9 protein-coding genes are annotated in these 14026 nt (G+C 66.3%); 5 read left to right on the plus strand and 4 right to left on the minus strand.

Features of this window, described 5'->3' with window-relative positions:
- The first annotated feature begins 147 nt into the window (after positions 1-147).
- From carA to C6P64_RS14035, 4 genes are all read left to right on the plus strand, one after another.
- Positions 148-1323, plus strand: coding sequence for a glutamine-hydrolyzing carbamoyl-phosphate synthase small subunit (gene carA, locus C6P64_RS14020; protein ID WP_105749174.1), 1176 nt, complete (start codon positions 148-150; stop codon positions 1321-1323).
- Positions 1316-4573 (plus strand): carbamoyl-phosphate synthase large subunit, encoded by a 3258-nt coding sequence (gene carB, locus C6P64_RS14025; RefSeq protein ID WP_105749175.1) that lies wholly within the window; start codon positions 1316-1318, stop codon positions 4571-4573. Before carA ends, carB begins: the two co-directional genes overlap by 8 nt.
- 115 nt (positions 4574-4688) lie before the next feature.
- Entirely contained in the window at positions 4689-5165 is a 477-nt protein-coding gene (gene greA / locus C6P64_RS14030; protein ID WP_105749176.1) for a transcription elongation factor GreA, read from the plus strand.
- A 10-nt stretch (positions 5166-5175) separates the two neighbouring features.
- Entirely contained in the window at positions 5176-5604 is a 429-nt protein-coding gene (locus C6P64_RS14035) for a DUF4149 domain-containing protein (RefSeq protein WP_105749177.1), read from the plus strand.
- Between the two features lie 102 nt (positions 5605-5706).
- Here C6P64_RS14035 and C6P64_RS14040 read toward each other — a convergent pair whose 3' ends face one another.
- From C6P64_RS14040 to C6P64_RS14055, 4 genes are all read right to left on the minus strand, one after another.
- On the minus strand, positions 5707-6834 hold the full coding sequence (locus tag C6P64_RS14040; RefSeq protein ID WP_245911741.1) for a branched-chain amino acid ABC transporter substrate-binding protein: 1128 nt from the start codon (positions 6832-6834) through the stop codon (positions 5707-5709).
- 224 nt (positions 6835-7058) lie between these two features.
- A complete protein-coding gene (folD, locus tag C6P64_RS14045) occupies positions 7059-7913 on the minus strand; it encodes a bifunctional methylenetetrahydrofolate dehydrogenase/methenyltetrahydrofolate cyclohydrolase FolD (protein WP_105749179.1) in 855 nt (284 codons plus the stop codon).
- 14 nt (positions 7914-7927) lie between these two features.
- Positions 7928-8554 carry a response regulator transcription factor gene (locus C6P64_RS14050; RefSeq protein WP_105749180.1) on the minus strand — a complete coding sequence of 209 codons (627 nt, stop codon included), beginning with the start codon at positions 8552-8554 and terminating at the stop codon, positions 7928-7930.
- Position 8555: 1 nt separating this feature from the next.
- The gene (locus C6P64_RS14055; protein ID WP_105749181.1) at positions 8556-11114 is read right to left on the minus strand and encodes a PAS domain-containing sensor histidine kinase; all 2559 of its coding nucleotides are present in this window, start codon (positions 11112-11114) and stop codon (positions 8556-8558) included.
- Between the two features lie 159 nt (positions 11115-11273).
- On the opposite strand from C6P64_RS14055, the gene aceE reads away from it, so the two are divergent.
- On the plus strand, positions 11274-13979 hold the full coding sequence (aceE, locus tag C6P64_RS14060; protein WP_105749182.1) for a pyruvate dehydrogenase (acetyl-transferring), homodimeric type: 2706 nt from the start codon (positions 11274-11276) through the stop codon (positions 13977-13979).
- Positions 13980-14026 lie beyond the last annotated feature (47 nt).

Below are 14026 nucleotides of genomic sequence, written 5' to 3' on the forward strand. Positions count from 1 at the left end.
TTTTTGCGCTGCCCAGGCCATGGCCCCGAGGTATAATCATCAGGTTTACCCTAACCTCGCGCACCTGTCGGCAAACCCTTGCCAGCCTCCCTGGAAAAGACGTCGTTGCACTCCCCGGGCATAGGTGCGTCCAAACTGGAGAATCCCGTGTTTACCGTCCCAGCAAAAGCCATCCTCGCGCTCGCAGACGGCACGGTCTTTATAGGCGCCTCCATCGGCGCCACCGGCCAGACCGTCGGTGAAGTGGTGTTCAACACCTCGATCACCGGCTATCAGGAAATCCTCACCGACCCCAGCTACCGCCAGCAGATCGTGACCCTCACGTATCCGCATATCGGCAACTATGGCGTCAACGAGGAAGACGTGGAGGCCAAGGCCGTCCACGCTGCCGGCCTGATCATCAAAGACCTGCCCCTGCTCTCGTCCAACTTCCGTCAGACCCTGACCCTGGGCGACTACCTCAAGCGCGAAGGCACGGTGGCGATTGCCGACATCGACACGCGCCAGCTGACCCGCATCCTGCGCGAGAAGGGCGCCCAGAACGGCGCCATCATCGGCCTGGAAGCCGGTGTCGAGGTGACCGAGGCGATCAAGGCCCAGGCCGTGGCCGCCGCCCAGGCCGCCCCCGACATGAAGGGTCAGGACCTGGCCCAGGTCGTGACCACGCAGCAGCCCTATGTCTGGACCCAGACCGAGTGGCAGCTGGCGCGGGCAGACGGCACCCCGGGCTACGGCGAGCAGACCGCGCCTAAGTTCCATGTCGTGGCCTATGACTTCGGCGTCAAGCTCAACATCCTGCGCATGCTGGCCTCGCGCGGCTGCAAGGTCACCGTGGTGCCGGCCAAGACGCCGGCGGCCGAGGTGCTCAAGCACAAGCCCGACGGCATCTTCCTGTCCAACGGCCCTGGCGACCCGCAGCCCTGCGACTACGCGATCGCCGCCACGCAAGAGCTGATCGAGACCGGCATCCCGCTGTTCGGCATCTGCCTGGGCCACCAGATCATGGCCTTGGCCTCGGGCGCCAAGACCTTCAAGATGGTCAACAGCCACCATGGCGCCAACCATCCGGTCAAGGATCTCGATACCGGCCGGGTCAGCATCACGAGCCAGAACCACGGCTTCGCGGTCGAGCTCGACTCGCTGCCGGCCAACCTGCGCCCGACCCACATCAGCCTGTTCGACGGCACGCTGCAGGGCCTCGAGCGCACCGACAAGCCGGCCTTCTGCTTCCAGGGCCACCCGGAAGCCTCGCCCGGCCCGCACGACATCGCCTACCTGTTCGACCGCTTCACGGCACTGATGGAGAAGAACAAAAATGCCTAAGCGCACAGACATCAAGAGCATCCTCATCATCGGCGCCGGTCCCATCGTGATCGGCCAGGCCTGCGAGTTCGACTATTCGGGCGTGCAGGCCTGCAAGGCGTTGCGCGAGGAGGGCTACAAGGTCATCCTGATCAACAGCAACCCCGCGACGATCATGACCGACCCGGCCACCGCCGACGTCACCTACATCGAGCCGATCACCTGGCAGACGGTCGAGAAGATCATCGCCAAGGAGCGTCCGGACGCGATCCTGCCGACCATGGGTGGCCAGACCGCGCTCAACTGCGCGCTCGACCTGTGGCACCACGGCGTGCTCGACAAGTACCAGGTCGAGCTGATCGGCGCCACCCCCGAGGCGATCGACAAGGCCGAGGACCGCCTGAAGTTCAAGGACGCGATGACCAAGATCGGCCTGGGCTCGGCGCGCTCGGGCATCGCGCACAGCATGGAAGAGGCCTGGGAAGTCCAGCGCAGCGTCGGCTTCCCGACCGTGATCCGCCCGAGCTTCACGCTCGGCGGCACCGGCGGCGGCATCGCCTACAACCCGGAAGAGTTCGAGATCATCTGCAAGCGCGGCCTGGAGGCTTCTCCGACCACCGAGCTGCTGATCGAGGAGTCGCTGGTGGGCTGGAAAGAGTACGAGATGGAAGTGGTGCGCGACAAGGCGGACAACTGCATCATCGTCTGCTCGATCGAGAACCTGGACCCGATGGGCGTGCACACCGGCGACTCGATCACCGTCGCGCCGGCGCAGACCCTGACCGACAAGGAGTACCAGATCATGCGCAACGCCTCGCTGGCGGTGCTGCGCGAGATCGGTGTCGACACCGGCGGCTCCAACGTGCAGTTCTCGGTCAACCCGGCCGACGGCCGCATGATCGTGATCGAGATGAACCCGCGCGTCTCGCGTTCGTCGGCACTGGCATCGAAGGCGACCGGCTTCCCGATCGCCAAGGTCGCGGCCAAGCTGGCGGTCGGCTACACGCTCGACGAGCTCAAGAACGACATCACCGGCGGCGCGACCCCGGCCTCGTTCGAGCCCTCGATCGACTATGTCGTGACCAAGATCCCGCGCTTCGCGTTCGAGAAGTTCCCGACCGCCGACAACCGCCTGACCACCCAGATGAAGTCGGTCGGCGAGGTGATGGCGATGGGCCGCACCTTCCAGGAATCGTTCCAGAAGGCGCTGCGCGGCCTGGAAGTCGGCGTCGACGGCATGAACGAGAAGACCCAGGACCGCGAGACGCTCGAGCGCGAGCTCGGCACCCCGGGTCCGGACCGCATCTGGTACGTGGGCGACGCCTTCGCGGCCGGCTGGTCGCTCGATGAGGTGTTCAACCTGACCAAGATCGACCGCTGGTTCCTGGTCCAGATCGAGGAGATCGTCAAGATCGAGCTGCAGCTCGACCAGATCGCCGCCGACAAGGGCGAGGGCGCGCTGGCCTCGATCGACGCCGACACGCTGCGCATCCTGAAGAAGAAGGGTTTCAGCGACCGCCGCCTGGCCAAGCTGCTGAAAACCAGCGAGAAGGCCGTGCGCGACCAGCGCCGCGCCCTCAACGTGCGCCCGGTCTACAAGCGGGTCGACACCTGCGCCGCCGAGTTCGCGACCAACACCGCCTACATGTACTCGAGCTACGAACAGGAGTGCGAGGCTGCGCCCACCGACAAGAAGAAGATCATGGTGCTGGGCGGCGGTCCGAACCGCATCGGCCAGGGCATCGAGTTCGACTACTGCTGCGTCCACGCCGCGCTCGCCATGCGCGAGGACGGCTACGAGACCATCATGGTCAACTGCAACCCCGAGACCGTCTCGACCGACTACGACACCTCGGACCGCCTGTACTTCGAGCCGCTGACGCTGGAAGACGTGCTCGAGATCGTCGACAAGGAAAAGCCGGCCGGCGTGATCGTCCAGTACGGCGGCCAGACCCCGTTGAAGCTCGCGCTCGGCCTGGAAGCCGAAGGCGTGCCGATCATCGGCACCAGCCCCGACATGATCGACGCGGCCGAGGACCGCGAGCGCTTCCAGAAGCTGCTGCACGAGCTCGGCCTGCGCCAGCCGCCCAACGCCACCGCTCGCACCGAGACCGAGGCGCTGGAGAAGGCCGCTGCGCTGGGTTACCCGCTGGTGGTGCGCCCGAGCTATGTGCTGGGTGGCCGCGCGATGGAAATCGTGCACGAGCAGCGCGACCTCGAGCGCTACATGCGCGAGGCGGTCAAGGTCAGCAACGACAGCCCGGTGCTGCTCGACCGCTACCTGAACGACGCGATCGAGTGCGATGTCGACTGCCTGCGCGACCATGAGGGCCAGACCCTGATCGGCGGCGTGATGGAGCACATCGAGCAAGCCGGCGTGCACTCGGGCGACTCCGCCTGCTCGCTGCCGCCCTACAGCCTGTGCGCCGAGACCGTGGCCGAGATCAAGCGCCAGAGCGCCGCGATGGCCGCCTCGCTCAACGTGGTCGGCCTGATGAACGTGCAGTTCGCAGTGCAGAAGCAGAACGGCCAGGACGTGATCTACGTGCTGGAAGTCAACCCGCGTGCCTCGCGCACCGTGCCCTTCGTCTCCAAGGCCACCGGCATCCAGCTGGCCAAGGTCGCGGCGCGCTGCATGGCCGGCCAGACCCTGGCCGCTCAGGGCATCACGAAGGAAGTGACTCCGCCTTACTTCAGCGTCAAGGAAGCCGTGTTCCCGTTCGTGAAGTTCCCGGGCGTCGACACCATCCTCGGCCCCGAGATGAAGTCGACCGGCGAGGTCATGGGCGTGGGCAAGACCTTCGGCGAAGCCTTCGTCAAGAGCCAGCTCGGCGCCGGCACCAAGCTGCCGCGCGCCAGCGACGGCGTCAAGAAGGTCTTCCTGTCGGTCAAGCAGAACGACAAGGTGCGCGCGGTCGGCATCGCCCGCGGCCTGGTCGAGCTCGGCTTCGAGGTCGTCGCGACCCGTGGCACGGCGGCCTCGATCAATGCCGAAGGCATCGCCTGCGGCGTGGTCAACAAGGTGGCCGAGGGCCGTCCCAACATCGTCGACATGATCAAGAATGGCGAGATCGCCATGGTCATCAACACGGTCGAGGAGCGCCGCAACGCGATCGTGGACTCGCGCTACATCCGCACCACCGCGCTGCTCAATCGCGTCACCACCTTCACGACGATTGCCGGTGCCGAAGCGGCGGTCGAGGGCATGAAGTACCTCGACAACCTGGCGGTCTACTCGGTGCAGGAACTGCACGCGCAGCTCGCGGCCTGAGCGGTTTTCCGCGTCGTCCGGCAGCCTCGGTCCCGCGGGATTGAGGCATAATTGCTGCATCACACCGCCGACCGGCAACGTTCGGCGGTTTCTCTTTGTCTGGAGCAATAACAATATGGCCACCTATCCCGTCACCAAGCGCGGCGCAGAGAAGCTCAAGGCGGAGCTGCAGCGCCTCAAGAGCGTCGAGCGTCCTGCCGTCATCACCGCGATTGCCGAGGCGCGGGCCCAGGGCGACCTGAGCGAGAACGCCGACTACGATGCCGCCAAGGAGCGCCAGGGCTTCATCGAGGGCCGCATCGCCGAGATCGAGGGCAAGCTGTCGGCGGCCCAGATCATCGATCCGTCCGAGGTCGATGCGGGCGGCCGCGTGGTGTTCGGCGCCACGGTCGAGCTCGAGGACGAGGACAGCGGTGATGCCGTGACCTACCAGATCGTCGGCGAGGACGAGGCCGACATCAAGCTCGGCCTGGTCAACATCTCGAGCCCGATCGCGCGCGCGCTGATCGGCAAGGAGGAGGGCGACACGGCCCAGGTCCAGGCGCCGGGTGGCGTCAAGCGCTTCGAGATCGTCGCGGTCCGCTACCTCTGAGTCTGGCCCCATGCTCCGGCAATGGCCCCAGCTGCTGGCCGCCCTGTGGTGGGGCGGCTTGACTGCCTTGAGCTTCGTGGCGGTGCCGCTGGCCTTCGCGCATTTCGGCAGTCCGGCCCTGGCCGGACCCTATGCGGCGCGGTTGTTCCAGCTCCAGTCCTGGTTCAGCCTGTTCGCGGCCTTGGGGCTGCTGCTCTGGGCGCGCGCGCAGGACCGGCAGGCGCCAGCTGCTGGCAGGCTGGCGTTGCTGCTGCTGCCATGGCTGCTGCTGGCGGCGCTGGCCGCGCTGCTGCAGGAGTTCGGCGTCGCCCAGCGCATCGTGAACGCGCGCAGCAGTGGCGGCGACCTCAGGTTCTGGCATGGTGCAGGCACCATGCTGGTGCTGTTGCAATGGATTGGTGCCCTGCGCGTGTTCACGCGGCTGGCAAGCCGCCCTTGAGGCGGGCCTGAACCGCACTCTTCACCGCAAGGCCGAATCGACAAAGGCCGCCCACTCTGGCGAGCGGGCGGCCTTTTCAATTGCCGGTGCTGGTCGAGCGGCTCAGCGGATCACGGCGATCGCGTCGCGCTTGCCACCCTTGTAGGTGTAGAGGGTCAGCGCGCCGTTCTTGATGTCACCCTTCTCGTCGAAGCTGATTGGGCCCATCACGCCGGCAAAGCCCTGGGTCTTGGCCAGCTCGGGCAGGTACTTGGCCGGCTGGGCCGAGCCGGCACGCACCATGGCGTCGACCATCACGTTGACGGAGTCGTAGACATAGGGCGCGTACAGCTTGACGTCGTCGTTGAAGCGCTTCTGGAAGCGGGCGTTGAAGTCGTCGGCCGATTTCTTCTGTGCGCCTTCGACGCCGCCGGCTTCGGCGCAGACCACCTGGCCGTCGGCCATGGCGTCGCCCGCGAGCTTGGGCAGCTCGGCGGTGCAGATGCCGTCGCCGCCCATGAACTTGGCATTGATGCCGAGCGACTTCATCTGCTTGAGCATCGGGCCGCCGACCGAGTCCATGCCGCCGAAGAACACGACATCGGGCTTCTTGCTCTTGAGGGTGGTCAGGATGGCCATGAAGTCGGTCGCCTTGTCGGAGGTGAACTCGCGTCCGACGATGGTGGCACCGGCAGCCTTGACCGCCTTCTCGAACTCGTTGGCCACGCCCTGGCCATAGGCCGTGCGGTCGTCGATCACGGCGACGGTCTTGCCCTTGAGCTGGTTGACCGCGTAGCGGCCCAGCGTGCCGCCCAGGTGGACGTCGTCGGCCACGACGCGGAAGGCGGTCTTGTAGCCCTGGCGGGTGTATTTCGGGTTGGTCGAGGAGGGCGAGATCTGCGGGATGCCGGCGTCGCTGTAGATCTTGGAGGCCGGGATCGTGGTGCCCGAGTTCAGATGGCCGATCACGCCATTGACCTTGGAGTCGACCAGCTTCTGCGCCGCCGCGGTGGCCTGCTTGGGGTCGGCGCCATCGTCCTCGGCGATCAGCTCGAACTTGACAGCCTTGCCGCCGATCTTGACACCCTTGGCGTTGAGCTCCTCGATCGCCAGTCGGGCACCATTCTCGTTGTCCTTGCCCAGGTGGGCAATGGCACCACTGGACGGGCCGACATGGCCGATCCTGACGACTTCCTGGGCGCTGACCGCGCCGAAGGCGGCGGCCATGGCAGCGAGAACGGTGAGTTTCATCTTCATTTGCATCGCGACTCCTGTTGCAGCTAAGGGCGGCACTGGATAGCTCCAGGCCAGGTCCTTACCTTACATGCAATTTCCGGGCCTACGCGACCGTCCGGATCGGGGTTTACCCGGGGCCAGGTCCGCCAGCCGCGCACCGGCCATGCAAAAACGGCACCCGATCCTGCGATCGGGTGCCGTCAGTCGGCTGGCCCAAGCCGGGCCTGGACAGGAGTGGATCAGACCGCCAGCGCGCGCTCGGCGGATTCGAGCGTGTTGACCATCAGCATGGTGATGGTCATCGGGCCGACGCCGCCCGGCACCGGGGTGATCCAGCTCGCCACCTCCTTGACGCCGTCGAAATCGACGTCGCCGCAGAGCTTGCCTGCCTCGTTGCGGTTCATGCCGACGTCGAGCACGACGGCGCCGGGCTTGACCATGTCGGCGGTCAGCACATTGCGCTTGCCGACCGCGGCGACGATCACGTCGGCCTGCAGCGTCATCGCCTTGAGGTCGGGCGTCGCGCTGTGGCAGATCGTCACGGTGGCATTCTGCTGCAGCAGCATCAGCGCCATCGGCTTGCCGACGATGTTGCTGCGGCCGATCACGACCGCATGCTTGCCCTTGAGGTCATAGCCGATGCTTTCGAGCATCTTCATGCAGCCGTAGGGCGTGCAGGGCCAGAAGCCGGCCATGCCGGTCATCAGCGCGCCGGCGCTGGCGATGTGGAAGCCGTCGACATCCTTGGCCGGGCTGATCGCCTCGATCACCTTCTGCGCGTCCATGTGGGCCGGCAGCGGCAACTGGACCAGGATGCCGTGGATGGTCGGGTCGCTGTTGAGCGCCTCGACGCGCGCGAGCAGCTCTGCCTCGCTCATGCTGGCGTCGTACTTCTCGAGCACCGAATGCATGCCGGTGTCCTCGCAGGCCTTGACCTTGTTGCGGACATAGACCTGGCTGGCCGGGTTCTCGCCGACCAGGATCACGGCCAGGCCGGGGGTCAGGCCCTTGGCCTTGAGGGCGCTCACGCGCTCGGAAACCTCGGTGCGCAGCTGGCGCGAAAGGGCGTTGCCGTCTATCAGTTGTGCCGTCATTTCTTGGGGGACTTTCAGTTCTTGGCGGGAGCCTGGCCGAGCGCGATCTTGAGCAGATCGGCCACGGTGGCGGCGTTGAGCTTTTCCATGATGTTGGCGCGATGCGCCTCGACCGTCTTGATGCTGATGCCGAGGTCGTCGGCGATCTGCTTGTTGAGCCGTCCGGCCACGATGCGCTCGAGCACCTGGGCCTCGCGCGAGGTCAGCTTGGCGATCAGCGCCTCGCGGTTGGCCACCACCTGCTGCGCCGCGAAGGACTCGCGCGCCCGCTCCAGCATGCGCTCGACCAGCGGCAGCAGGTGCTCCTCGTTGAAGGGCTTCTGGATGAAGTCCAGCGCGCCCTTCTTCATCGTCTCGACTGCCATCGGCACGTCGCCGTGGCCGGTGATGAAGACGATCGGCAGCGGGGACTGGCGCTCGATCAGGCGGTCCTGCAGCTCCATGCCGCTCATGCCGTCCATGCGGATGTCGGCGATCAGGCAGGCGACCTCGCGCGGGTCGAAGCGGCTCAGGAAGGACTCGGCCGACTCGAAGCAGCGCACTCGGTAATCCTTGCCTTCGAGCAGCCATTGCAGCGAATCGCGCACGGCCTCGTCGTCGTCCACGACATAGACCGTGCCCTTTTTCGGGATCAAACTCATCTTATTCTTTCGCTATCGGGCCGGCATTGAGGGAGACCGGCGTTGTCGTTTCAGCATCGCTCCGAGGGGGTTCGGTGACCGGGATCCAGAAGCTGAACTCGCAGCCCACGATACCGTCGGGATTGTAGAGGTTTCGCGCCTGCAGCCGGCCGTGATGGGCCTCGACGATCGAGCGGCACAGCTTGAGCCCGATGCCCATGCCCTCGGCCTTGGTGCTGTAGAAGGCCTCGTAGATGCGCTCGAGGATCTCGGGCGGCACGCCCTGGCCGGTGTCCTGCACGCAGAACTCGACCACCGGGTGCTGCTCGATCAGGCGCTGGCTCACGCGCAGCTCGACCTGGCGCTGGACCGGCGGGCGCTGTGCCTGCTGGATCGACTCGCCGCCGTTCTTGATCAGGTTGATCAGCACCTGCTCGATCAGGATCGGATCGACCATCAGCGGCGGCAGCCTGGCGGCCAGGTAGCTGTTGAGCCGGATCTGGTGCCGGCGCAGCTCGATCTCGGCCAGCTCGGTCGCGTTGCTCACCATCTGCGCGACATCGGACAGCGTCACATTCGGTTCGCTGCGCTTGACGAAGGCACGGATGCGCTGGATGATCTGGCCAGCCCGCTGGGCCTGCTTCATGGTCTTCTCGAGCGCGCCGAGCAACTCCTCCTCGTTGATCTGCTGGCGCTTGACGCGCGAGATCATGCCGCTGCAGTAGTTGTTGATCGCGGTCAGCGGCTGGTTGAGCTCATGCGCGACGCTCGAGGCCATCTCGCCCATCGTGATCAGGCGGCTGGCGGTCTGGGCGCGCTCGGCCTGCTGCGCGCCGAGCTCCTCGGCATGGCGGCGCGCCGTGATGTCGCTCGCGATCACCATCTGCGCCATGCGGCCGTCGACCCAGGTCAGGTAGCGGGTGCGCACTTCCAGCCATTTCTCCAGCTCGGGCAGCCAGATCTCGGCGCTGCCGCCATTGCTGCCGGCAGCCAGGGCCTCGTCGCCCGCCTCGGCCTCGGCTTCGGCCACCGCGGCCTTGCGCTGCGCCTGCGCCGGCCGGGGAGCGATGCAGGCCAGGTCGAGCAGCTGGCGGTGGCCGTCGCCGCGCTGGCCGAGCCAGTTGCGGTACATCTTGTTGGCGAACAGCAGCTCGACGCTGCCGAGCGGGGCGACCGAGATCGCCGTGTCCAGGCTGTCGAGCACGGTGGCGAAGCGCTCGTAGGAGGCACTGAGTTCCTCGCGCACCCGCTTGGGCTCGGTGATGTCGGTGATCGAGGTCATCCAGCCGGTCTGATGGCCGTCGGGCGCGATCAGCGGCGAGATGTACATGCGCGCATTGAACAGGCTGCCGTCCTTGCGCAGCAGGCGCATCTCGAAGCCGCTCGGTGAATAGCGCCCGTGCAGCTCCTCGTACAGGATCTTCCACAGCGCCTCGTGGTCCTCTTCCGGCCAGTAGCAGTAGGGCGGCCCGCTGTTGACCAGGTCCTCCTCGGTCCAGCCCGTCATGCGGCAGAACGCCGGGTTGACGTAGGTGATGCGGCCCTCGAGGTCGAGCGCGCGCATGCCGGTCAGCATCGAGTTCTCCATCGCGCGCCGGAAATTGGTCTCGGTCAGCAGCGCCTGCTGGGCCTGGATGCGGCGCCGCGAGTGGCGCCAGTTGGCCAGCAGCATCCAGACCGTCAGCAGGCTCAGCGCGCCCAGGGTCCAGAACAGCGCCCGTCCCGGACCGTCCTGCGAGGTGCGGTAGACCTGGGCCTGCAGCGTCAGCCGGCCGTCCTGCGGGGCCAGCGTCACGCGGTAGGCCGGCGGGTCCATCGCCCAGGGCAGGCGGTGCAGCATGGCGCGCCGGCTGTCTTGCTTGACGCCAGCCAGCAGTTCGCCGCGCTCGTCGATCAGGGCCACCGCATAGCGCGCCAGCGTCGCTTTCGGCACGGCCTGGCGCAGCAGTTCCTCGTAGGAGAACTCGGCCAGCACCATGCCCAGGAACAGGTTGCGCCGCGCCAGCGGCAGCGCCAGCAGCAGCGCCGGATCTTCCTGGAGGCCGAATTCGCGGTGCAGGAAGACCGGCGCCAGTTGCCGCCTGGCCTGCTCGAAAGCTGCCAGCCGGGCCGGGTGGCTCAGGTGGTTGCGCAGCTCGTGGTCGGCCGTCTCGGTAGCGTCCGGTGCCAGCCGGGAGGCGATCACTTCGCCTTGCGGACCGATCCAGCTCAGCGCGGTCAGCTCGGGATACTGGCTGATCAGGATCTCGCTCTGGAACTCGAACTCGAAGGCGCCGCTCTTGCGCTGCGACAGGTCCTGGGTGATCGCCAGCAACTGCTGCCGGCGGTCCTGCAGCCGCTGGCGCAGCTGCAGCTGCGCGTACTCGACATCGCGCATCACGGCTTCGCGCTCGCGCTCGTATTCCTCGAGCTGGAAATAGACCATGGCGGCCGCGATCGCCGCCAGGAAGACGATCACCGAGACGGCGGGCCCGAAGGTGGCGATGCGGTCCTGGCGCAGCGGCGGCAGGCTGCGCCACCAGCGCCGCCAGCGGGCCAGCAGGCCGGGCGCTGCAGGGGTGGGGTTGTTGGCAATTGACATCGATCCCGAGTCTAAGCGAGGCTGGCAGCAGGAGGGCGGTCACGCCTCCCTGTTTTTCATGATGCAAAATCGTTATGCATTACTTGAAAAATCGGGGAAAGAATGTGAGAATCTGAAACAATCAAAATTCAAACCCCCTTTCTCAACCAAGGAGACACCATGTCTGACAGCCAGCAGCTGCCCCTGGGCGGCGCCCGCCAGGATATCGATAGCCAGGAAACGCGCGAATGGATGGACGCGCTCAAGGCCGTCATCGGCCAGGAAGGCGCCGACCGGGCCCATTTCCTGATCGAGCAACTGCTTGAAGAGGCGCGTGCCAGCGGCATCGACCTGCCGTTCTCGGCCAACACGGCCTATGTCAACACCATTCCGCCCGAGCAGGAAGCCCGCTGCCCCGGCAACATCGAGATCGAGGAGCGCCTGCGCTCCTACATGCGCTGGAACGCGATGGCGATGGTGGTCAAGGCCAACCGCCACAACCCGGAAGACGGCGGCGACCTGGGCGGCCACATCGGCTCCTTCGCCTCGCTGGCCAGCATGTTCGGTGCCGGCTTCAACCATTTCTGGCATGCCGAGAGCGAGAACCACGGCGGCGACTGCCTCTACATCCAGGGCCATGTCTCGCCCGGTGTCTACGCGCGCGCCTACCTCGAAGGCCGCCTGACCGAGGAGCAGCTGCTCAACTTCCGCCAGGAAGTCGACGGCAAGGGTCTGTCGAGCTACCCGCACCCCAAGCTGATGCCCGAGTTCTGGCAGTTCCCGACCGTCTCGATGGGCCTGGGCCCGCTGATGGCGATCTACCAGGCCCGCTTCCTGAAGTACCTGCACGCGCGCGGCATCGCCAACACCGAGAACCGCAAGGTCTGGGTGTTCTGCGGCGACGGCGAGATGGACGAGCCGGAATCGCTGGGCGCGATCGGCCTGGCCGCACGCGAAGGCCTGGACAACCTGATCTTCGTGATCAACTGCAACCTGCAGCGCCTCGACGGCCCGGTGCGCGGCAACGGCAAGATCATCCAGGAGCTCGAGAGCGAGTTCCGCGGCTCCGGCTGGAACGTCATCAAGCTGCTGTGGGGCAGCGAGTGGGATTCGCTGCTGGCGCGCGACAAGGACGGCGCGCTGCGCAAGCTGATGATGGACACCCTCGACGGTGACTACCAGAGCTTCAAGGCCTTCGATGGCGCCTATGTGCGCAAGAACTTCTTCGGCCGCGACCCGCGCACGCTCGAGCTGGTGTCGCACATGACCGACGACGACATCTGGAACCTGCGCCGCGGCGGCCATGATCCGCAGAAGGTGTTTGCTGCCTTCGACCGCGCCGTCAAGCACAAGGGCCAGCCGACCGTGCTGCTGGTCAAGACCGTCAAGGGCTACGGCATGGGCAAGGCCGGCGAGGCCAAGAACACCGTCCACCAGACCAAGAAGCTGACCGACGACGACATCCGCTACATGCGCGATCGCTTCAACATCCCGGTCCCGGACAGCGAGCTGGCCAACATTCCGTTCTACAAGCCGGCCGACGACACCCCCGAGATGCAGTACCTGCACGAGCGCCGCAAGGCACTCGGCGGCTATTTGCCGCACCGCCGCACCAAGGCCGACGAGAGCTTCACCGTGCCGGCGCTGGAGAACTTCAAGGCCGTGCTCGAGCCGACCGCCGAAGGCCGCGAGATCTCGACCACCCAGGCCTATGTCCGTTTCCTGACCCAGCTGCTGCGCGACCAGGCCATCGGCCCGCGCGTGGTGCCGATCCTGGTCGACGAGGCGCGCACCTTCGGCATGGAAGGCCTGTTCCGCCAGATCGGCATCTACAACCCGGCGGGCCAGCAGTACACTCCGGTCGATCGCGACCAGGTCATGTACTACAAGGAAGACAAGGCCGGCCAGATCCTGCAGGAAGGCATCAACGAGGCCGGCGGCATGAGCAGCTGGATCGCCGCGGCGACCAGCTACAGCACGTCGAACCGGATCATGATCCCGTTCTACGTCTACTACTCGATGTTCGGCTTCCAGCGCATCGGTGACCTGGCCTGGGCGGCCGGCGACATGCAGGCGCGCGGCTTCCTGCTCGGCGGCACCTCGGGTCGCACCACGCTCAACGGCGAAGGCCTGCAGCACGAGGACGGCCACAGCCATATCCTGGCCGGCACGATCCCGAACTGCGTGTCCTACGACCCGACCTTCGCGCACGAAGTCGGCGTGATCCTGCACCACGGCTTGAAGCGCATGGTCGAGCGCCAGGAGAACGTGTTCTTCTACCTGACCCTGCTCAACGAGAACTACGCGATGCCGGGCCTGACCGCCGGCACCGAAGAGCAGATCATCAAGGGCATGTACCTGTGCAAGCCGGGCGCGGCAGGCGAAACCCGCGTCCAGCTGCTGGGCTCGGGCACCATCCTGCGCGAGTCGATCGCGGCGCAGGAACTGCTGGCCGCCGACTGGGGCGTGCAGGCCGATGTCTGGAGCTGCCCGTCGTTCAACGAACTGGCGCGCGACGGCCAGGACGCCGAGCGCTTCAACCTGCTGCACCCGCTCGAGACCCCGAAGGTCCCGTTCGTGGCGCAACAGCTGGCGGCCCACGCCGGTCCGGTGATCGCCTCGACCGACTACATGAAGAACTACGCCGAGCAGATCCGCCCCTTCCTGCCCCAGGGTCGCAGCTTCAAGGTGCTGGGCACCGACGGTTTCGGCCGCAGCGACTTCCGCAGCAAGCTGCGCGAGCACTTCGAGATCAACCGTCACTTCATCGTCATTGCCGCGCTCAAGTCGCTGGCCGACGAAGGCAAGCTGCCGCTGGCCAAGGTCGCCGAGGCGATCGCGAAGTACGGCATCGACGCCGACAAGGCCAACCCGCTCTACGCTTAAATCCGTGACCTGACGGGACGGGGCAGCTGCCCTGTCCCCAACTGATA

The sequence above is a fragment of the Malikia granosa genome, assembly GCF_002980595.1.
Taxonomy (GTDB): domain Bacteria; phylum Pseudomonadota; class Gammaproteobacteria; order Burkholderiales; family Burkholderiaceae_C; genus Malikia; species Malikia granosa.